Annotated in this window: 16 protein-coding genes; 2 read left to right on the forward strand and 14 right to left on the reverse strand. The window is 40.5% G+C overall.

From position 1 onward, the window contains the following. Window positions 1-28: 28 nt before the first annotated feature. Entirely contained in the window at window positions 29-2,293 is a 2,265-nt protein-coding gene (gene ptsP / locus PESP_RS12865) for a phosphoenolpyruvate--protein phosphotransferase (protein ID WP_089348374.1), read from the reverse strand. Between the two features lie 29 nt (window positions 2,294-2,322). Next, window positions 2,323-2,841, reverse strand: a complete 519-nt coding sequence (gene rppH / locus PESP_RS12870) for an RNA pyrophosphohydrolase (RefSeq protein ID WP_089348375.1) — start codon at window positions 2,839-2,841, stop codon at window positions 2,323-2,325. Between the two features lie 573 nt (window positions 2,842-3,414). On the opposite strand from rppH, the gene mutH reads away from it, so the two are divergent. Next, window positions 3,415-4,086 carry a DNA mismatch repair endonuclease MutH gene (gene mutH, locus PESP_RS12875; RefSeq protein ID WP_089348376.1) on the forward strand — a complete coding sequence of 224 codons (672 nt, stop codon included), beginning with the start codon at window positions 3,415-3,417 and terminating at the stop codon, window positions 4,084-4,086. Window positions 4,087-4,236: 150 nt separating this feature from the next. On the opposite strand, the gene eno is transcribed toward mutH, so the two are convergent. The 5 genes from eno to rlmD form a co-directional block, all read right to left on the reverse strand. Continuing rightward, window positions 4,237-5,535, reverse strand: a complete 1,299-nt coding sequence (eno, locus tag PESP_RS12880; protein ID WP_089348377.1) for a phosphopyruvate hydratase — start codon at window positions 5,533-5,535, stop codon at window positions 4,237-4,239. A 113-nt stretch (window positions 5,536-5,648) separates the two neighbouring features. Then, entirely contained in the window at window positions 5,649-7,283 is a 1,635-nt protein-coding gene (locus PESP_RS12885; RefSeq protein WP_089348378.1) for a CTP synthase, read from the reverse strand. A gap of 162 nt (window positions 7,284-7,445) precedes the next feature. Next, entirely contained in the window at window positions 7,446-8,243 is a 798-nt protein-coding gene (gene mazG / locus PESP_RS12890; RefSeq protein ID WP_089349170.1) for a nucleoside triphosphate pyrophosphohydrolase, read from the reverse strand. Window position 8,244: 1 nt separating this feature from the next. After that, a complete protein-coding gene (gene relA, locus PESP_RS12895; protein WP_089348379.1) occupies window positions 8,245-10,401 on the reverse strand; it encodes a GTP diphosphokinase in 2,157 nt (718 codons plus the stop codon). 8 nt (window positions 10,402-10,409) lie between these two features. Then, entirely contained in the window at window positions 10,410-11,735 is a 1,326-nt protein-coding gene (gene rlmD / locus PESP_RS12900; protein ID WP_089348380.1) for a 23S rRNA (uracil(1939)-C(5))-methyltransferase RlmD, read from the reverse strand. Window positions 11,736-11,846: 111 nt separating this feature from the next. Between rlmD and barA the strand changes: the two genes are divergently transcribed. Continuing rightward, window positions 11,847-14,621, forward strand: a complete 2,775-nt coding sequence (gene barA / locus PESP_RS12905; protein WP_089349171.1) for a two-component sensor histidine kinase BarA — start codon at window positions 11,847-11,849, stop codon at window positions 14,619-14,621. A gap of 71 nt (window positions 14,622-14,692) precedes the next feature. Here the strand turns inward: barA and pdxJ are convergent, their stop codons facing one another. From pdxJ to PESP_RS12940, 7 genes are all read right to left on the reverse strand, one after another. Next, window positions 14,693-15,424, reverse strand: coding sequence for a pyridoxine 5'-phosphate synthase (pdxJ, locus tag PESP_RS12910; RefSeq protein ID WP_089348381.1), 732 nt, complete (start codon window positions 15,422-15,424; stop codon window positions 14,693-14,695). A 22-nt stretch (window positions 15,425-15,446) separates the two neighbouring features. Beyond that, window positions 15,447-16,139 carry a DNA repair protein RecO gene (gene recO / locus PESP_RS12915; protein WP_089348382.1) on the reverse strand — a complete coding sequence of 231 codons (693 nt, stop codon included), beginning with the start codon at window positions 16,137-16,139 and terminating at the stop codon, window positions 15,447-15,449. A 20-nt stretch (window positions 16,140-16,159) separates the two neighbouring features. Continuing rightward, entirely contained in the window at window positions 16,160-17,092 is a 933-nt protein-coding gene (gene era, locus PESP_RS12920) for a GTPase Era (RefSeq protein WP_089348383.1), read from the reverse strand. After that, window positions 17,082-17,759, reverse strand: a complete 678-nt coding sequence (gene rnc, locus PESP_RS12925; protein ID WP_089348384.1) for a ribonuclease III — start codon at window positions 17,757-17,759, stop codon at window positions 17,082-17,084. The genes era and rnc overlap by 11 nt, the downstream gene beginning before the upstream one ends. 2 nt (window positions 17,760-17,761) lie before the next feature. After that, entirely contained in the window at window positions 17,762-18,697 is a 936-nt protein-coding gene (gene lepB / locus PESP_RS12930) for a signal peptidase I (RefSeq protein WP_089348385.1), read from the reverse strand. A 16-nt stretch (window positions 18,698-18,713) separates the two neighbouring features. Beyond that, window positions 18,714-20,501, reverse strand: coding sequence for a translation elongation factor 4 (gene lepA / locus PESP_RS12935; RefSeq protein ID WP_089348386.1), 1,788 nt, complete (start codon window positions 20,499-20,501; stop codon window positions 18,714-18,716). A 184-nt stretch (window positions 20,502-20,685) separates the two neighbouring features. After that, complete coding sequence (locus tag PESP_RS12940) at window positions 20,686-21,135, reverse strand: SoxR reducing system RseC family protein (RefSeq protein WP_089348387.1); 450 nt, start codon at window positions 21,133-21,135, stop codon at window positions 20,686-20,688. Window positions 21,136-21,142 lie beyond the last annotated feature (7 nt).

Below are 21,142 nucleotides of genomic sequence, written 5' to 3' on the forward strand. Positions count from 1 at the left end.
TAAAGCGAATAGCATCTTTGCAACATGATTATTTAGGTGTATAAAACAAATCGCCTAATTGGTGTTCAATCATAAAGTTGCGCGTTAAACGCAGTACTTGCTTTGCATTAGATTGCACTAAACACTCTGCGAGTAATTGCTGCATATCGTTAATATTTAAACGCCTTAAAATCCATTTAACTTTGGTTAAAGACGATAAGTTCATACTTAGGTGCCTGTAACCCATAGCTATAAGTAAAATAGCCCCTTCGGGCTCACCGCCAAGCTCACCACATAAACTAAAAGGTAAGCTGTGTTTGCTACATTCATTAGCCACTTTATTTAATACTCTTAAAACACCCGGGTGATAAGGGTTAAACAACTGGGCCACGCGGGCATTTGCACGATCGACCGCTAATAAATATTGCGTTAAATCGTTACTCCCTACAGAGCAAAAGTCGACCTTTTTAGCCCACTCATCAAGCATAAATATACTTGATGGCACCTCAAGCATTATTCCTACCTCGGGGCGTTCTAACTTTTGATTTGGGCACTTTTCGCTTAATTCAAAATAAGCCTGTTCAAACAAAGCGAGCGCTTCGTCTACTTCTTCTGTGCCGCTTATCATTGGCAGCATAATTTTTAAATTACCCAAGCCCATGTTGGCTTTTAACATGGCTTTGAGCTGATCTAAAAACAGCTCTGGGTGATCAAGGCTTATACGTATGCCCCGCCAGCCTAAAAAGGGGTTTTCTTCGGTAATATTAAAATAATCTAAAACTTTATCGCCACCAATGTCGAGCGTACGCATAACAACCGGTGCTGGGTGGTAGCTTTTAAGAACTTCTCGGTACCAGTTTTCTTGCTCCGTTTGTGATGGAAACTGCCCCTTTTGCATAAACCACGCTTCGGTACGATATAGCCCAACACCATCGCAAATATGCGCACTACTTTGTTCGGTATTAAGTTCAAGCCCCGCATTTAACATTAAGTTTATTTGCTCACCATCTAAAGTAACTGACTGCGCGCTTTGCTCAGCTAAAAAGCGGTTATTTAAAAGGTTATCTTGATGCTTTAATTGTGCGTATTCATCGAGCAGCACTTGTGAAGGAGAAATATACAAACGCCCTGCAAATGCATCTAATATCATAGGTTTACCATCAAACTGTAATAATGGTAAATCTTCAATCCCCCAAATTGCAGGAATACCCATAGCACGGGTTAATATAGAGGCATGGCTATTGGCTGAGCCATTTACACTCACTACTCCGGCTAAATGGCCATTTGGCACTTCAGCAAGCATAGCGGGTGTTAACGTGTTGGCAATCAAAATGGTATTAGGTGGGTAATCTTTTACAGCATGCTCAGTATTAACAAGGTGATGTAATACCCTTAACCCAATGTCTTTTACATCAACGGCTCGCTCTTTAATATAAGGGTCTTGCATTGCGTTAAATTGAGAAATTAAACGCTCAATAACTATTTTTAAAGAGCTTTTAGCGCACCAACCTTCTTGTAACTGCACCTCAACATTTTGGCCCAAACTTTTAGCATCGAGTAATTGCTGATACACATCAAAAACAGCCAGCGCCTCTCGAGGGATCGAGTCACTTAGCGTCATAGACAGTGTATTAAATTCTTTGCGCGTCGCAGCTACAGCTTGAGTAAAAAGCCTTCGCTGCTCTGTACTATCGGCATCTTTTTTAAGCTCTATTGATTTAAAGTCAAGCTTTGGTAATACAACAAAGGCTTGGCCAATGCCAATACCAGGCGCACTTGATACCCCTTTTAATACAGAGGTTTGATGTGATGATTCATCTTGTCGTAGTAATTCTTTAATTTCTGCGTGAGCAAGTTGCGATGCAAGCTGTGCAGAGAGCGTTATTAAAAAAGACTCTTCGTCTTGGCTAAAAACACGGGCCATTTTTTGTTGCACAACAATAACGCCCAATACCTTTTTTTGATGTACCACTGGCACAGATAAAAAAGCATTGTAGCCTTCTTCGTTTACTTCGGGGGAGAGCTTAAAACGCGGGTGAGACTTAGCAAAAGCAATATTAATGGGCTCTTCTCGCTGCGCCACTAAGCCAACTAAACCTTCGGTAAAGCCAATTCTAAACTTACCTACCGCATCGGGGTTTAGCCCTTCGGTTGCCATAAGTACAAAATTGTCTTGGCTGTAATCTGCAAAATAAATAGAGCAGCACTGGGTTTTCATGGCGTCTTTCACCATTTTCACAAAGCACACTAAGGCACTGTCTAAATTCGCTTGTTGCGAAACAGACTCAGCAATAGTTCTGAGTGTAGCCAGCATTATCTGCTCCTTATTTTATAATTATGTTGCTACCTTTTATGTCGCCACTGATCTTTATGATGTTCTCTTTTATTAAAGGGCATTGCATAAGGTGCAAACTCTTTCATAACACGTCTGTATACATCGCGTTTAAACGATACAACCTGTCTAACTGGGTACCAGTAACTCACCCAGCGCCAATCATCAAATTCAGGATGATGGGTTTTTAATAAGTTTACATCTTCGTCTTTACAGCGCAGCTTTAATAAAAACCATTTTTGTTTTTGCCCAATGCACACCGGACTAGAGTCGCGGCGAATTAAGCGTTTGGGTAATTTATAGCGTAACCAATGTTTTGAGCTTGCGACTATTTCTACATCTTCTGGTCGCAAACCTACTTCTTCGTGTAATTCACGGTACATGGTTTGTTCTGGTGTTTCACCATCATCAACACCGCCTTGGGGAAATTGCCAAGAATGCTGACCATAACGTCTAGCCCAAAAAACCTGTCCCTGATTATTGCAAATTACAATTCCGACATTGGCACGAAAACCTTCGGCATCAATCACCTTAGTGCCTCATTTGTAAGTCGATTTTTAATGATTGTTCCACATTAGCTGCAATTCGGCAAACACTATTATCCCCAACTAGGGGCAAGTTTAATATTTATACTGTGCATAACTACTTAATATCAACACGTTAAATTAATGCTTTTGAACTTAAGGTATAAAATAACCCATAATTTACGCAACTTTTAATAAAAAAAGCAAAGCTATGTCTTGATTATTATGTTTAGTGCCATTTACTCACAGCTTGTGTATAACTTTTAGTAAACAAGGCTATTTTGCAAACAAGTCCACAATAGCAGATCTAAAACTTCGCTTTCTCCACAGATTCTGTGGATAAACATGTTTATATAGTTGTATTTATCCCAAATAGTATTTGTTAACTTAATTATAGCTGAACACTAAATTCAAAAATATCAATGCGAGTCAGTCACTTACGCCTTATTCGCTGCTTTTTCAGTTGTGTAAAATTGCACCGCACACACCAAGTACAAAAAACAACCAAAAGCAAAGATATCCACGTTCGTGCGATTTTGCTATCATGGCATTGTTAATAATTCAAGGTAAATCAGTAGCGTGCGACCAACAAAACCCTATTCAATTAATGACTTAATGCAGCGTGTAAATGCTATTGCTGGCTTAACACTTGGCCAATTAGCATCGCAATATAACTTTAAAACTCCCGATGACCTATTACGTGAAAAAGGCTGGACGGGGCAATTAATTGAATACGTGTTAGGCGCTACGGCAGGCTCAAAACCCCTTCCCGACTTTGAAGATTTAGGCATTGAGCTTAAAACCTTGCCTATTTCCTATAAAGGCAAACCACTAGAAACCACGTTTGTATCGGTAACACCCCTTATAAATGTAACGGGTATGACCTGGCATACGAGTGCAGTGCGTAAAAAGCTAAATCATGTTTTATGGTTACCCATACTAAGTGAGCGAGATATAGCCCCGTTTGACAGAACTATAGGTAGCGGCTTTTTGTGGCAACCAACACCTGAGCAAGATGCGCTATTACAGCGTGACTGGGAAGAACAAATGGAGTTAATTGCACTTGGGCGAGTAGATGAGATATCTGGTCACTTAGGGGATGCAATTCAAATAAGGCCAAAAGCAGCTAACAGCAAAGTGGTTACTGATGCTATTGGCCCAAATGGTCAAATTATAAAAACCCTACCCCGTGGTTTTTATTTAAAAACCAGTTTTACGGGTGAGATTTTAAAGCAGCAGTTTCAGCTTTAATTACACGTAAGTATTAAAAGCTTTAAGTGTGCTCATTTTACTAAATACGCACATTAGAAAGCCTACTCAGGTCTCCTATTATAAGAGTAACTGGCATAAAAAATCCCCGCCTGAGCGAGGATTTTATAACCTTAAAGTAAAGAGCAGTAATTACTGACCTTTAACTTCTTTAAGACCGTTGTAAGGTGCTTTTGAACCAAGCGCTTCTTCAATACGAAGAAGTTGGTTGTACTTTGCAACACGGTCAGAACGACTCAATGAACCCGTTTTAATTTGACCCGCCGCAGTACCTACCGCTAAATCAGCAATTGTTGCGTCTTCTGTTTCGCCTGAACGATGCGAAATAACAACTGTAAAGCCAGCATCTTTTGCCATTTTGATTGCTGCTAACGTTTCAGTTAGTGAACCAATTTGGTTAAATTTAATTAAGATAGAGTTAGCAATACCGTTGTCGATACCACGTTTTAAAATCTTAGTATTTGTTACAAATAAGTCATCACCTACTAATTGGATTTTATCACCCATTAGTTTAGTTTGATGCGCAAAGCCGTCCCAATCAGACTCATCTAAGCCATCTTCAATTGAAACAATTGGGTATTGCTGTGTAAGCTCTTGTAAGAAGAAGTTGAACTCTTCTGAAGTGAATTTTTTACCTTCACCTTTAAGGTCGTAAATATTTGCTTCTTTGTCGTAAAACTCAGATGCAGCACAGTCCATAGCAAGCGTAATGTCTTTACCTAACTCGTAACCTGCGTTTGCAACAGCAACTTTAATTGCAGCAAGAGCGGCTTCGTTTGACTCAAGGTTTGGCGCAAAGCCACCTTCATCGCCAACCGCTGTTGAATGGCCGTCTGCTTTAAGTACTTTTGCAAGGCTATGAAATACCTCTGCGCCCATACGTAGGCCTTCGCGGAAGTTTGCAGCGCCAACAGGTTGGATCATAAACTCTTGAATATCTACAGAGTTATCTGCGTGCTCACCACCATTGATGATGTTCATCATTGGAAGCGGCATAGAGTAAACACCTGGTGTGCCGTTTAAATCAGCAATGTGTTCGTAAAGCTCAACTTTTTTAAATTGTGCCGCTGCTTTTGCAGTAGCTAGCGATACCGCTAAGATAGCATTTGCACCTAGTTTTTCTTTGTTTTCAGTGCCGTCTAAATCTAGCATTACTTTATCTACAGCACTTTGCTCTAGTGCATTTTGGCCTTTAAGCGCTTCTGCGATTTCATTATTAATAAAACCAACTGCGTTTAATACGCCTTTACCTAAGTAACGGGCTTTGTCACCATCACGTAACTCTAATGCTTCACGAGTACCTGTAGATGCACCTGAAGGAGCAGCTGCTCGGCCCCAAGAACCATCAGCTAAATATACATCAGCTTCAACAGTAGGGTTACCACGCGAGTCCATAATTTCGCGACCAATTACTTTTACGATTTCTGACATCTTGATTCCTCTATATTCCCAAAATGGTGAGTTCAGCTAACTTTACTACGTTTTATATCTATTAGTCAGCCCTTTAGACAAAAAAGCCGTGCAATATGCACGGCCTTTTTTAATTACGAAGACGTTTTTTGATGAGTATGAGCGGCTGCTACAAACCCTTCAAATAACGGGTGACCATCGCGTGGCGTTGACGTAAATTCCGGGTGGAATTGCGCGGCAATAAACCATGGGTGATCTTTGTTTTCGATAATCTCTACTAGTTTTTTATCTTCTGATAAACCAGTAAAACTTAAACCTGCTTGTTCTAACTGCTCTACAAAGTTGTTGTTAACTTCGTAACGGTGACGGTGACGCTCAACAATTTCTGTATTGCCGTACACTTCATGCACCTTAGAACCCGGCGTTAAATGACATTTTTGTGCGCCTAAACGCATAGTGCCACCTAAGTCTGATTTTTCATCACGAAGCTCTACGTTACCTTCAGCATCTAGCCATTCAGTAATTAAGCCAACTACTGGCGCTTGAGAATTAGCATTAAACTCCGTTGAGTTTGCATCAGATAAACCTGCCACATTACGAGCGTATTCAATAAGTGCTACCTGCATGCCTAAACAAATACCTAGGTATGGTACTTTGTTTTCACGTGCGTATTTAGCCGCTAATATTTTACCTTCAACACCACGACCGCCAAAGCCACCCGGTACTAAAATAGCATCTAAATGAGATAGTAACTCAACACCTTTGCTTTCTAGGTCTTGCGAATCAACATACTCAATATTAATGGTCAAACGGTTTTTAAGGCCGGCGTGTTTTAGCGCTTCGTTTACTGATTTGTATGCATCTGGTAGTTCAATGTACTTACCAACCATACCAATAGTAACTTCACCAGTTGGGTTAGACTCTTGATAAAGAACCTGTTCCCATTCAACTAAATCAGCTTCTGGCGCGTCAAGATGGAAACGACGACATACAAAGTTATCTAGCTCTTGCGATTTTAATAGCGCAGGAATTTTATAAATGCTGTCTACGTCAGGAAGAGAAATAACCGCTTTTTCTTCTACGTTTGTGAACAATGCAATCTTTGCACGCTCATTGTTAGGCAATTTACGGTCTGAGCGACAAATAAGAATATCTGGCTGAATACCTACCGAGCGAAGCTCTTTAACAGAGTGCTGTGTTGGTTTGGTTTTTACTTCGCCGGCAGGGCCTAAAAACGGCACTAGCGTTAAGTGAATAAATAGCGCGCGTTCGCGGCCAATTTCAGTACCTAACTGACGAATTGCTTCAATAAATGGTTGTGATTCAATATCACCAACTGTGCCGCCAATTTCTACAATCGCAATGTCATGACCTTCAGCACCGTCGTATACACGTTGCTTAATGTCATTTGTGATGTGTGGAATAACCTGAATGGTTGCACCTAAGTATTCACCACGGCGTTCACGACGAAGTACATCTTCGTATACACGCCCTTGAGTGAAGTTGTTGCGGCTGGTCATTTTGGTACGAATAAAACGTTCGTAGTGACCTAAATCAAGATCTGTCTCGGCGCCGTCTTCTGTAACGTATACTTCACCGTGTTGAATTGGGCTCATTGTGCCTGGGTCAACGTTTATGTAAGGATCCAGCTTTAAAATGGTAACATCTAAACCACGGGCCTCTAAAATAGCTGCCAATGACGCTGCTGCAATACCTTTACCCAACGAAGAAACCACCCCGCCAGTAACGAAGATAAATTTTGTACTCATGCGAACCCTAGAATATCAGGAATTAAAAGGAATATAACACCCGAGAAAAAGACTCTGGGTATATCATCAAGACGGGGCGAAATTGTACCAAAACAGTGCTGAGCAATCCAGCTAAAAATAGCGATTACACGCACAAAAAATGTGCATTATTTAACATTAATCTTATTTCGCTTTTTTAATGGCTTCCCAAGCTTGGTCCATTTCTTCAAGTGTGGCAGTGTCTAAGCTTTTACCCTTTGCAATTAAGTAGCCTTGTACCTTTTCAAAACGCGCTGAAAACTTATCGTTTGCTTGTCTTATTAGTTGCTCAGGGTCACGTTTAACATGACGAGCTACGTTCACGGTAGCAAATAATAAGTCGCCAATTTCTTCTGCACTGTGCTGTGAGTAAGGGTCGCGTTCAAGCGCTTCTTTTACTTCAAGTACTTCTTCACTTACTTTATCAAGCGCGCCATGATAAGTAGGCCAATCAAAACCTAAACTGGCAACGCGTTGCTGAATTTTTTTTGCTTTGCTTAACCCAGGCATATTGGCAGGAATATCTTGCCAAAGCGGCGCATCTACTGGGTTTATTTTTGCTGCCCGTTCTTGTGCTTTAATAGCTTGCCACTGCTTTGCTAATTGTTCATCAGTTAATGTTTGCTTGTTATTAAATACATGAGGGTGGCGTCGCGTTAGCTTGCAATTAAGCTGCTCTACTACATCATTAAAATCAAACAAGTTTTGCTCTTTAGCAAGTTGTGCGTAAAACACTATTTGAAACAGTAAGTCACCCAACTCATTTTTAAGCTCTGGCAAATTACCCGATTCAATGCAATCTGCAACTTCATACGCTTCTTCTAATGTATGTGGCACAATAGATTTAAAGTCTTGTTTTAAATCCCAAGGGCACCCACCCTCAGGATCGCGAAGTGTTTGCATTATAATTAAAAGCTGCTCGAGTGCGTTGGTATCAGCCATTTTATTGGTTTCGCTTAGCACTATGAACACCTTCTATTTGGTGCAGTTTAGATAAAACACGATTAGTGCCTGATAAGTCATGCACCTCTATTTGCATTGTAAATACTGCGAGTTGATCGGCCCCGACTGTATTTACATTCATATTGATCACATTTACTTTTTCATTGGCAAGTACAGAGCTTATATCGCGAATAAGCCCTGAACGGTCGCTGGCTTCAATTCTAATGCTAAGCGCGTACGAGCCATTAATTTCATCAGACCAGCTCACAGAAATAACACGCTCTGGGTGTTGCTCTTTTAAGTTGTTAAACGCATCGCAGTCATCTCGGTGCACCCCAATACCGCGGCCTTGGGTTATATAGCCAATAATTTGATCCCCTGGTACTGGGCGGCAACACTTAGCCACGTGGCTCATTAAGCTACCTACGCCATCAACCACGATGCCGTTTTTATCGCCGGTTACTTTGCTTGGCGCTTTAAAACGAATAACGGGCTCTTCTTCAGTGCGGTCACTTACAAAATTAAGCATTTGGTTAAGGCGCACATCGCCTGCCCCTATCGCAACCATTAAGTCATCGAGCTCTTTAAAGTTAAAGCGCTTAATGGCTGGGTCTAAATCTTTATAGGTTAAATCGAGCTTTTGTAACTCATTGTCGAGAATTTCTTTACCCGCACTTAGGTTTTTATCGCGGTCGAGCTGCTTAAACCAGTGATGTATTTTAGCTCTTGCACGAGAAGATTTAATATAACCTAAAGATGGATTTAACCAGTCGCGGCTTGGATTTGGCTGCTTTTGAGTCAGTATTTCTACTTGATCGCCTGTTGTTAGCTGATGCGTAAACGGTACTATTTTACCAAATACCTTAGCACCAATACATCTGTGCCCAACGTTTGAGTGAATGTAGTACGCAAAATCAAGCGGTGTAGCCCCCAGTGGTAAGTCAATAATATCGCCACTTGGGGTAAATATATAAACGCGGTCTTCTACTACTTGGTTTTTAAGCTCTTCGGCTAAATCGCCCCCATCAACCACTTCTTCTTGCCATTGCAGTAATTTACGCAACCAGCTAATTTTTTGCTCATACCCTGAGCCACGCCCTGGTAATGCACCTTCTTTGTACATCCAATGCGCAGCTACACCTAGCTCAGCATCTTGGTGCATGTCGCTGGTGCGTATTTGTATTTCTACGGTTTTTCCCTCAGGGCCAAATACCACAGTATGAATTGACTGGTAACCATTTTGCTTAGGTGTTGCAACGTAGTCGTCAAACTCTTTATTAAGGTGGCGCCAATTAGTGTGCACAATACCTAGCGCGCCGTAACAGTCCTGCAGGCGCTCAACCACAATACGCATTGCGCGAATATCAAATAATTGGTCAAATTCGTAGTTTTTTTGCTGCATTTTTTTATAAATGCTGTAAATGTGCTTAGGGCGGCCATAAACTTGCGCGTCGATACCCGCTTCGCTTAAGCGCGTTTTTACTTGCTCAACCATATCTTCCATATAGGCTTCGCGGGCAAGGCGCTTGTCATCAAGCTGTTTTGCTATGCTTTTGTAGGTTTCTGGATGTAAGTACCTAAACGATAAATCTTCTAGTTCCCACTTTAGCTGGCCTATTCCAAGCCTATTAGCTAGGGGGGCAAAAATATCCGCGGTTTCTTTTGCGGCAATAACGCGCTCTTCTTCGTCGCCATCTTTTACGTTACGTAAATGACACACTTGCTCAGCAAGTTTAATAACTACAGCGCGTACATCTTCAACCATGGTAAGCAACATTTTACGAATGTTGTCTACTTGCATAGTGCCTTTACCTTGGTGCGACAAGGTGCTAATGGTCGCCATTTGCGCCACACCTGTTAAAAGCATAGCTACATTTTTACCCAGCTGCGCTTCTACGGTTTCAAGGTCCACTAAATCATTGAGGTAGTAATGGGTTAAATATGCCGTTGCAAGAGACTCGGCATCTAAATTTAGCTCAGCTAAAATCTCGACCATTTCTATTGCCGTATTTTGTCTGGCTTGGTTGTCACATTTAACACACAATGCTTGCGCTTTATTAAGTAACGTTATTTTGTCTTGCGATAACGCTAACTGTTTTAGGCTTGTAGCAAAGTCACCTGTGTCGTCCTGCTGATGTGATTGACGTGTAGCGACCATAAAACGCTTTACCTCCGTTGAAATAACGCCATTGTTTCTATGTGACCAGTATGCGGAAACATATTCATTAGCCCAATTTTTGTAAGTTCAAAACCTGCTTGCGAAATAATTGCACTGTCACGGGCTAAAGTGACAGGGTCGCAAGAGACGTATAAAATTGTTTTAAACTGTTTTAAAGGTAGTTGCTCTAAAACAGCCATTGCACCTGTACGAGAAGGGTCTAGTACCAGCACATCAAGTGCTTTACTAAACCATTGTGCTTTTTCGATTTTTTGTGTTAAATCAAAACAATGAAATTGTGCATTAGTAATAGAGTTAGTTTGCGCATTTTGCGTCGCCATTGCAACCGCCGATGCAACCCCCTCTACCCCAATAACTGATTTAGCTTGTTTTGCCAGCACTAATGAAAAATTACCAATACCACAAAATAAATCTAATAGTTGCTCATTTCCCTGTAAATTAAGCCAACTTACAGACTGTTGTAACATAGCTTGGTTTACCTCATCATTTACTTGAATAAAGTTACCAAGTCCAAACTCAAATTTTAAATTAAATTTAGGTAATAAATAATAAGGCGTTGGTAAGTGATTGTGTTCAATAACATCACTTTGGTCTTGCCATGTAATTAACCATTGCTTTGCATTAGCTATGTTATGTACATAACTTTTAGCTTCATCGCTTATCGCTTTAGTATGGCGAATAACAATAAAGTTCCCCGCCTCATTTTGGCACAGCTGCAGATGACTTATACTGTGCAGCGCTTTGTGTTGATTAATAAGCTCGTCAAACACGTTAAACACATCACTAAAGGCTTCGCTAAGTACATCACACTTATCAATACTAACAATACTTTTGGAGCCCGTTGCTCTGTAACCCACACGTACTTTTTTCATGGCTTTGTCATACATTACGGCAATACGGGCACTGCGCCTATAATGTGTGGGCTTACTTAATAACGGGGCTTGCCAGTTAAGATTGTCTAATTTAGCAAACTTACTAAACAGCTGCGTTACTGCATTTTGTTTTTCAATCACTTGCTGATTTATTTCAAGGTGTTGTAACTGACAACCACCACATTGGTGGTAATGTTTACAAAATGCAGTGGTGCGCGCATCACTGGGGCTAAGTACTTTAACAAGCTTAGCACTGCTGTACTTAGCTTTGTCTTCAATTAAGCTAGCCGTTACTTTTTCGCCCATTAAAGCACCGCTTACAAAGCACACTTTATTATTGTGTTTAGCTACACCGCGCCCTTGATGATCCATTGCAGTTATATCAAGTGTTAGCGTTTGCTGTTTGAGTGGCTTTTTCTTTGCTTTAAAAATTTGCGCCATGCGGCATTACCTTAAATTTAGTGTAACGTGTAAGCTGATCTGATGCTTTGAGAATAGGTGGTGAACCGTATATACTCGATGCATACTAATAATGATAATAACACTTCCATTATGACCAAATTAGGCTTACGCGATTCTGTTTTAACCTTAACCCTGATCCCAACGGTGATCATTGGTTTACTTCTTGGTGGCTATTTTACAATAAATCGTTACATTGAGCTTGATGAAATTTTATATCAGCAAGGGAGCGCTATTTCTGAGCCATTAGCTATTGCGTTAGAGCAGCCTCTGCTTGAAAAAAACAAAAAGTTACTTAACCGTTTAATTAGCTATACACACAATAAACACTCGCCAACAATTAAATCTATCGCCATTTTTGATACCAATAATCAACTCATCATGACCAGCAATTATCACCGCTCATTTGATGAACTAATAAAAAAAGAACAATTAGAAGACCTTCACACAACAAAAATTAATAAGACCGAAGAATTAATCACTTTTTATACCCCTATATTTAATCATTCAGCCCCTACATCTAAGTGGAATATAAATCAGTTTCAAACTCCCCTTGGCACTGTAATTTTACAACTTAATAAAGACCAAGCCATTATAGGGCAGCAGCGCGCGGTGTTAATTAGCGGCATTGTTATTTTGTTTTCGTTAATTCTTGCATCTATTTTAGCGCTAAAGTTAAGCCGCATGTTTATGAACCCGCTTAATAAGTTAGTACTTGCCACCGATAAACTAGTTGAAGGTAAAAGAGATACGGGCTTAAATGATAATATGATGGGTGAATTTGAGTTGCTCAGAGAAGGGCTTAATACCATTGCTCACACTATGGTGATGCAAAAAGATGAAATGCAAAAAAACATCGATCAGGCCACCAGTGACTACCGGGAAACCTTAGAGCAATACGAAACCTCAAATATTCAATTAACTATGGCCAAAAAAGAGGCGCAAGACGCAAACCGCGTTAAGTCTGACTTTTTAGCAAAAATGAGCCACGAATTACGCACCCCACTTAATGGGGTTATTGGGTTTACACGCCAGCTTTATAAAACGCCACTTAATAAACATCAAAAAGATTACCTTGATACCATAGAGCTTTCTGCAAATAGCCTACTAACAATTATTAGTGACATTTTAGACTTTTCAAAATTAGAAGCTGGGGCTATGGAGCTTGAGTCTATTCAGTTTCAATTACGCGATAGTGTTAACGAGGTAATGACCTTGTTGGCCCCAACAGCGCATGAAAAACAACTTGAGCTGTCTATTTATATCAATCCGCAAGTGCCTGATGATTTAACCGGCGACCCTACTCGCCTCAAACAAGTACTTATAAACCTATTAAGTAATGCAATTAAGTTTACCGAAAAAGGCTCAATTAAAGTTGATATAAGCTACCGCTTATTAGATGAAGAGCGTGCCTCTATTTTGGTTTCAGTGACCGATACTGGCGTGGGTATTCCTATGGATAAACAAGATGCGCTATTTACAGCCTTTGGACAGGCTGACTCATCTATTACACGTAAATTTGGCGGTACGGGCTTAGGTTTAATTATTACCAAGCACATAGTTGAGGCTATGAGTGGGCGAATTACATTAAACTCAGCACCCGGTAATGGCACCTGTTTTACCTTTAATGGCGTGTTTAGAATTCCTGATCATACTTTTAGCAGCGACCTGCCAACTAAGTCGCTCATTGGTAAACGCATATTATATTTAGAACCACACGAGCATACCCACCACTCAGTGCTTTCGGTGCTCAACGAATGGGAAGCGGTTGTAACCGCGTGTTTTAACGAAGCTGCGTTTTTAGATGCCATTAAGCATAAAGTGTTTAAGTACGATATTTGTATTATTGGTGATATGGCATCTGTTGACGATATGCAACGACTAAAAGGCTATGTAAAAACAGTTCGCGAATCATGCGACTATTTATACTTAATGCTTAATACTGTGTCACATAACATGCGTGAAGCCTTTATTGGCAGCGGCGCTGACGCGTGTTTAAGCAAGCCACTTAACCATCGTAAATTATGCGAAGTACTTGCCGCGCCTTATAGGCTTGATCACCCAACTTTAAATATTGAGCCTAGCGATCAAACCTTACTGCCATTAAAGGTACTTGTTGTTGATGACAACGATGCAAATTTAAAACTTATTTGTACATTATTAAAAGATCAGGTCGAGCAAATAGACACAGCATATAATGGCTCACAAGCCTACAGCCTATGTAAGAGCCATAAATACGATGTTATTTTTATGGATATACAAATGCCTATAATGGATGGCATTACCGCCTGTAAACTAATTAAAGAGTCGTCATTAAACGAAGACACTCCTATTATTGCCGTAACCGCCCATGCCTTGCACAGTGAAAAAGAGCAGCTTTTAAAAGATGGCTTTAAAGGGTATTTAACTAAGCCGATTGATGAGGATATGTTAAGCCAAATTATTTGCGACCATAGCCCGCAATCACCCGTAAGCCGCGATAAAGTAAAAAGTGAGGCACCGCAAAGCCCTGCTCCATTTAAAAGTAATTGTTTAGATTGGTCGCTTGCGCTGCAACGTGCCGGTGGCAAAGGCGAGCTTGCGCTTGAGATGCTTAATATGCTGCTTCAAAGCGTGCCGGAAATGCTCTCGCAACTAAATGAAGCCGTTGAAAGTAACGACTGTGAAAAAGTATTAAGTGTTGTCCATAAGTTTCACGGTGCTTGCTGTTATACAGGGGTACCTAAACTTAAATCCCTTGCAGAAACAATCGAAACATCGCTTAAAAGCGAATGTGTGCTTGATAACGTTGAACCTGAGTTATTTGAACTACAAGATGAGCTTGAAAACTTAATGGCTGATGCAAGCGTTACTGAGCAGCAAAGATAATATTTGTACGTTAGTAAACAAAAAGCGCAGTAATCACTGCGCTTTTAAAGTATTTAAGTAATAGTTGAAGGCTAGATTCTTGCTTCAATCATTAACCGCTTCATATCGCGTACGGCCTTATCAAGCCCATCTATAGCAGCGCGTGCAATTATAGCATGGCCAATATTTAGCTCGTAAATTTCCGGCATAGCCGCTATTGGTTTCACATTATGATAGTGAAGCCCGTGCCCTGCATTCACAATAAGGCATAAGCTTGCAGCGTATTTAACACCTTCGCGAATGTGTTCAAGTTCTTTGCTCAGCTCATCATCGTTGGTTGCATCAGCATACGCACCGGTATGAATTTCTACATAGGGTGCACCACATTCTTTCGCTGCATCTAGCTGAGTTTTATCGGCATCTATAAATAGTGATACTTTAATACCTGCATCAGTAAGCGTTTTAGTCGCGGCTTTAATTTTTTCAATATTACCGGCTACATCTAGGCCGCCTTCGGTTGTGAGCTCTTCACGTTTTTCAGGCACTAAGCATACGTATTCTGGTTTTACCTCTAGCGCTATGCTTATCATTTCATCGGTAACAGCGGTTTCAAGATTCATACGAGTTTGAATCGTTTTAGCCATAACATAAACGTCGCGGTCTTGAATATGGCGTCTGTCTTCACGTAAATGAATTGTGATACCGTCGGCGCCAGCATGTTCAGCAACGCTGGCTGCATGGGCTGGATCTGGGTAAGTTGTACCACGTGCTTGGCGAAGCGTTGCAATATGATCAACGTTTACGCCTAAAAGAATGTCTTTCATTTTGTTACCTGTAAAATTATGTTTATTGAGAGGCCATAAATAATTCACGGCTTTTTAATGGTTTATTACCCAGTAAAGGTTTTAATAAATAACGGCTTAATTGTTTAGCCATATAAAGCACATCACTTTGGCTAAAATCATGATTAGCAATAGCTTGTAGCTGCGCGCCGCTAAAGCCTGAGCGCGTATCTTGCTGCACTAAAAAACCCAGTTCAGGAAAGTAACTATACGTTTGCTTTTCGTCAATTGGCTCACCACTGGCATCATAACTAAAATCAACGCCATAACCTAAAAGCTCTAATAGTTGAAACTCGTACGAACGCAGCACTGACTGTAAATCAACATCGGTGTTGAGGTTTTCGAGGTGAGTTTTGTAAAGTTCGAATACTTGTTCAAGCGGCTCATTTACTGGCACTATACGATTAGTCAGCTCGTTTAAATAAAAACCACAGTAAAGCTTATCCTTGGTCAAATATAAAGGATTACCATGTAGTTCAAATTTATTAATATATTTTAATTCGTACTTGCCACTGTAATGAACAAGCAGTGCCTGAAACGGCTGAAGTTGTGCTTTATGTTTAGTGGCCTGGCGACCACTAGTTCGCGCCAGCATTCTAAGCTGGCCAACGCCTTCTACCAGCATATCAAGCATTACTTGGGAGTCACTATAAGGACGCCGATGTAACAAGTACGCAGTGTAGAAGTCGCTATCCATATTAATTGGCTAAATGGGGTTTAATCTTCGCCATAACCTAAGCTTCTTAGGGCACGTTCATCATCTGCCCAACCCGACTTAACTTTAACCCACAACTCTAAAAACACCTTATTATCGAGCATTTCTTCAAGGTCTTTACGCGCTTCACGGCCGATAACTTTAAGCTTTTCACCTTTATTACCAATTACCATGCGTTTTTGCGTTTCACGCTCAACAAGAATTAAACCATTGATATGCCATACCCCGTTTTCTTGCCATTTAAACTGCTCTATTTCTACAGTTACTGAGTACGGTAGTTCTTCACCCATAAAACGCATTAGCTTTTCACGGATTACTTCTGCCGCCATAAAACGCATTGAGCGGTCGGTTACATAGTCATCAGGAAAATAAAACTCGCACGGCGGTAAACGTTTGGTTACTTCTGCTTTAATTAAATCAACATTTTTACCTTGGGTTGCCGAAACCGGCATAATGCCAATAAAATCAAACTTATCGCCAAGCATTTTCATGTGCGGTAGTACGAGGTCTCTATCTTTTACTTGGTCAATTTTATTAATAACAAGTAAAACAGGCTTACCACTTTGCGATACTTTGTTTAGTACCATTTCGTCATCGGCATTCCAGTGAGTGCCTTCTACAACAAAAATAATAAGCTCAACATCACCTATTGAACTAGACGCTGCACGGTTCATTAAACGGTTAATGGCACGTTTTTCTTCAACGTGTAGGCCTGGTGTATCTATATAAACAGCTTGGTGCTGTCCTTCGGTATGAATACCCATAATACGGTGGCGAGTTGTTTGTGGCTTACGAGAAGTAATACTCACTTTTTGCTCAATAATTTCATTAAGCAAAGTTGATTTACCTACATTAGGGCGACCAACAATGGCAACCATGCCACAAAATGTATCAATTTCGCCTTCATGAGGCTGTATTAAGGTATCAAGATTCATTTTTAAGTATCTTCAATGCTTTTTCAGCAGCTTTTTGTTCGGCCTTGCGGCGCGAGCTACCAACAGAAATAATGCTATCCATACCTTCAACTATACATTCAACCGTGAACGTTTGATTATGCGCTTGGCCTTTGGTATCAACAACTGTGTAGCCTGGTAAAGATAATTTACGGGCCTGTAGATACTCTTGCAGCAGGGTCTTCGGATCTTTTTGATTAAGCCCTGGTGAAATAGCATCAAGTCGAGATTCGTACCACGCTAAAATTAAATCACCACAACGGTCGATATCTGAGTCTAAAAACACAGCACCAATAATTGCTTCTACGGCATCAGCAAGTGTAGATTCACGTCTAAAGCCGCCACTTTTAAGCTCGCCTGGACCTAAGCGTAAGTAATCGCCCAAACCAAACTCAAGCCCAAATTCAGCCAGCGTTTGACCGCGTACAAGTGTAGAGCGCATACGGCTTAAGTCGCCTTCTCTGGCTTTTGGGAATTTGTCGTACAATGCATTTGCAATAACAAAACTCAAAATTGAATCGCCTAAAAACTCTAAGCGCTCGTTGTGTTGACCTTTGTGACTGCGGTGCGTCATTGCCTGTTCAAGTAAACCTTGATCAGCAAATTCGTAGCCAATTCTGTTATATAATTCTGTTACATTTTTTTTCATTGTTACTGAATATTACCTAGGCGTTCAAAACGAACACCAGTTGGAACCCATCCTGGTAAAATATCATCTGGGCCATTTTCAAATTCAAAACTCATCCATATAAAGACAGCTTTACCCACCAAGTTTTCTTTTGGTACAAAGCCCCAAAAGCGACTATCTTGGCTGTTGTCGCGGTTATCACCCATCATAAAGTAATGATCAGCTGGCACAGTCCATTCATCCGAAGGTGTACCTGGTTGCTGATAGTAACGCCCTTTTCGCTCAGGGGCGCGTGGGTTGATTAAAATGTCGTGCTTTAGTGTCGTTAAATCTTCATTTACACGGGCAAGCGACATTTGGCCTTGTTTAAATTCATTATCATTAATTAATTTAAAATCAATTTTATTGAATTCATTACAAAGAAGATCACCCTGTTGGCTTTCTCCTTCTTTACAGTTAGGTTGAATATACAAACGCTTATCACGATAAACAATTTTATCGCCCGGTAAACCTATAGCACGTTTAATATAATCGACTCTTTCGTCTAGCGGGTATTTAAAAACAACAATATCACCACGCTCTGGCTCACCTACATCAACTAATTGGCTTCGCCATACAGGGTCTTTAACGCCGTACGAATACTTTTGTACTAAAATAAAGTCACCCACTAACAGTGTAGGCATCATTGAACCAGATGGTATTTGAAATGGTTCAAAAATAAACGACCTAAAAATAGTAATAGCTGCAATCATCGGAAAAATCGACTTAGCAGTTTCAGTAATTACAGGCTCAGGCGCTATTAAAGCCGCAGTATCTTCATCAAGCTGGCCACCGGCTGAGGTCTGTGCAAGTGCCAAACGTTCTTGCCTTTTTGGCGCATACATTAGGTGGTCAATTAACCATATTAAACCTGAGCCTAACGTTAATATCACCAATAAAACTGAAAAATAACCAGCCATCTATAATCCTTTGTTTTTATTTACCAACTTTCAAAATAGCTAGAAACGCTTCTTGAGGAACTTCAACGTTACCCAATTGCTTCATTCGTTTTTTACCATCTTTTTGCTTTTGAAGTAGCTTTTTCTTACGACTTACGTCACCACCGTAACACTTTGCAATTACGTTTTTACGTAGTTGTTTAACAGTAGTACGAGCAATAACATGTTGTCCTATTGCAGCTTGAATCGCAATATCAAACATTTGACGCGGAATAAGCTCTTTTAATGCATCAGCAAGCTGACGACCACGTGATTGAGCGCTATCTCTGTGTACAATAATAGCGAGTGCATCAACGCGTTCACCATTAATAAGTATATCTACACGTACCATGTCTGAGGTTTGGAAGTGCTTAAAGTTGTAATCAAGCGAGGCAAAACCACGACTTGTTGATTTTAACTTATCAAAAAAGTCCATCACAACTTCAGCCATAGGCAGTTCATAAGTTACCGCTACTTGCTTGCCGTGATAGCTCATTTTGGTTTGCATGCCACGTTTTTCAACACACAAAGTAATAACGCTACCTAAAAACTCTTGTGGTACTAGTATGTTAGCCTCAACTACTGGCTCACGAATTTCTAAAATATCATTTACAGCAGGTAAATCAGACGGGTTATCAATCTGAGTCGTACCTTCTTTAGTTACTACTTCGTAGATTACAGTAGGCGCGGTGGTAATTAAATCAATATCGTATTCACGCTCTAAACGTTCTTGAATAATTTCCATGTGCAGCATACCTAAAAAGCCACAACGGAAACCAAAACCAAGTGCCGTTGAGTTCTCTGGTTCAAAGAATAACGACGCATCGTTTAAGCTTAATTTATTAAGTGCATCACGGAACGATTCATAATCATCTGATGCGATTGGGAACATACCCGCATAAACCTGTGGCTTAATTTTTTGAAAGCCCGGTAAGCGCGCTGGCGCTGCATTTTTTTGATGCGTAATAGTATCACCAACTGGTGCACCGTGAATTTCTTTAATACCTGCAATAACAAACCCTACTTCGCCGGTACGTAAAATACCTGTATTAGTTTGTTTAGGGGTAAAAATACCTACGTGATCAGCAGTGTGAACATGCTCATTTGACATTATTTTAATTTTATCGCCAGCACGTAATTCACCGTGTTTTATACGCACTAGTGATACAACACCTTGGTATGGGTCAAACCACGAATCAATAATAAGCGCTTGTAAAGGTTCGTCTTTCTCGCCTTCTGGTGGCGGAATGTCCTTTACAATCATTTCAAGTACTTCAGCAATACCCACACCCGTTTTAGCACTACACTGCACAGCATCAAGGGCATCAATACCAATAATATCTTCAATTTCTTCAGCAACACGAAGCGGATCGGCCTGCGGTAAATCTATTTTGTTTAAAACAGGTATTACTTCTAGGTCCATTTCTATTGCGGTGTAACAGTTAGCTAGTGTTTGGGCTTCTACGCCTTGGCCAGCATCTACTACTAATAATGCGCCTTCACAAGCCGCAAGAGAACGCGAAACTTCATAAGTAAAGTCAACGTGTCCTGGGGTATCGATAAAGTTAAGCTGGTAGGTTTCGCCATCGTTCGCTTTATAGTTCAACGTTACACTTTGCGCTTTAATGGTAATACCACGCTCACGCTCAATGTCCATTGAATCTAAAACCTGCTTTTGCATTTCGCGGTCTGTTAAGCCACCACAAACCTGGATCAGACGATCAGAAAGGGTCGATTTACCATGGTCAATATGGGCGATTATCGAAAAATTACGGATATGCTTCATAAACTGGATTCTAAACTTCTATTTTAATGGACTAAGTACGAACACCTGAGTGACTTGAAAATACTTATTGAGCATCAGCATTAAGCTGCAAATGAGTGTTAAATTATTAAAAATAATTTATTGCCTCTACCCTGTATTTCCAAGTTACTCTGGTATAAAACGGCAATTTTACATTTAATTGGCCTTAATCACCATCTATTTGCGTTAAAGGAAGGCTAATTGGATGAATTTTTATCACTTTTATATCGTGCTGTAATGTTTTCACCTTGCTTTTAGCTAAAAAATAGCCAGCTACACCACCAAAAGCGGCGAATATTATCTGCCAACCCTGCGATAAAAGTAGTAATTCAGCACCTATAAACGCAAACATCAAACCCAAAAATAACGGCAGCATGTACACCGCAAAGGCATGTTTAACCAAATGAGAGTCATCTAATGAAAGTGTCACTTTTTGCCCTACTTCAACGGGCTTATCAAATTGATATGGAAAGGTTTTTTTGTCACTGCCAAAAAGTTTGGCAAAAACCTGCGAGCCGCAGCGACCATTGCAACCTTCACAGGCTTTTTTCTGCTGGGCTTCTAAGTGGGCAGTGGCTCCATCAAGGGCAACCACTGTAAGTGTTTGTTCAATCATAACAACC

Origin of the sequence: Pseudoalteromonas espejiana DSM 9414, from assembly GCF_002221525.1 — a bacterium.
GTDB lineage: Bacteria > Pseudomonadota > Gammaproteobacteria > Enterobacterales > Alteromonadaceae > Pseudoalteromonas > Pseudoalteromonas espejiana.

Excerpts from the sequence above, each read along its gene's own strand:
- lepB (WP_089348385.1), bottom strand. The coding sequence starts at position 18,697 with ATGGCTGGTTATTTTTCAGTTTTATTGGTGATATTAACGTTAGGCTCA.
- pdxJ (WP_089348381.1), bottom strand. The coding sequence starts at position 15,424 with ATGAAAGACATTCTTTTAGGCGTAAACGTTGATCATATTGCAACGCTT.
- ptsP (WP_089348374.1), bottom strand. The coding sequence starts at position 2,293 with ATGCTGGCTACACTCAGAACTATTGCTGAGTCTGTTTCGCAACAAGCG.
- PESP_RS12940 (WP_089348387.1), bottom strand. The coding sequence starts at position 21,135 with ATGATTGAACAAACACTTACAGTGGTTGCCCTTGATGGAGCCACTGCC.
- PESP_RS12885 (WP_089348378.1), bottom strand. The coding sequence starts at position 7,283 with ATGAGTACAAAATTTATCTTCGTTACTGGCGGGGTGGTTTCTTCGTTG.
- eno (WP_089348377.1), bottom strand. The coding sequence starts at position 5,535 with ATGTCAGAAATCGTAAAAGTAATTGGTCGCGAAATTATGGACTCGCGT.
- barA (WP_089349171.1), top strand. The coding sequence starts at position 11,847 with ATGACCAAATTAGGCTTACGCGATTCTGTTTTAACCTTAACCCTGATC.
- rnc (WP_089348384.1), bottom strand. The coding sequence starts at position 17,759 with ATGAAAAAAAATGTAACAGAATTATATAACAGAATTGGCTACGAATTT.
- recO (WP_089348382.1), bottom strand. The coding sequence starts at position 16,139 with ATGGATAGCGACTTCTACACTGCGTACTTGTTACATCGGCGTCCTTAT.
- era (WP_089348383.1), bottom strand. The coding sequence starts at position 17,092 with ATGAATCTTGATACCTTAATACAGCCTCATGAAGGCGAAATTGATACA.
- relA (WP_089348379.1), bottom strand. The coding sequence starts at position 10,401 with ATGGTCGCTACACGTCAATCACATCAGCAGGACGACACAGGTGACTTT.
- lepA (WP_089348386.1), bottom strand. The coding sequence starts at position 20,501 with ATGAAGCATATCCGTAATTTTTCGATAATCGCCCATATTGACCATGGT.
- mazG (WP_089349170.1), bottom strand. The coding sequence starts at position 8,243 with ATGGCTGATACCAACGCACTCGAGCAGCTTTTAATTATAATGCAAACA.
- rlmD (WP_089348380.1), bottom strand. The coding sequence starts at position 11,735 with ATGGCGCAAATTTTTAAAGCAAAGAAAAAGCCACTCAAACAGCAAACG.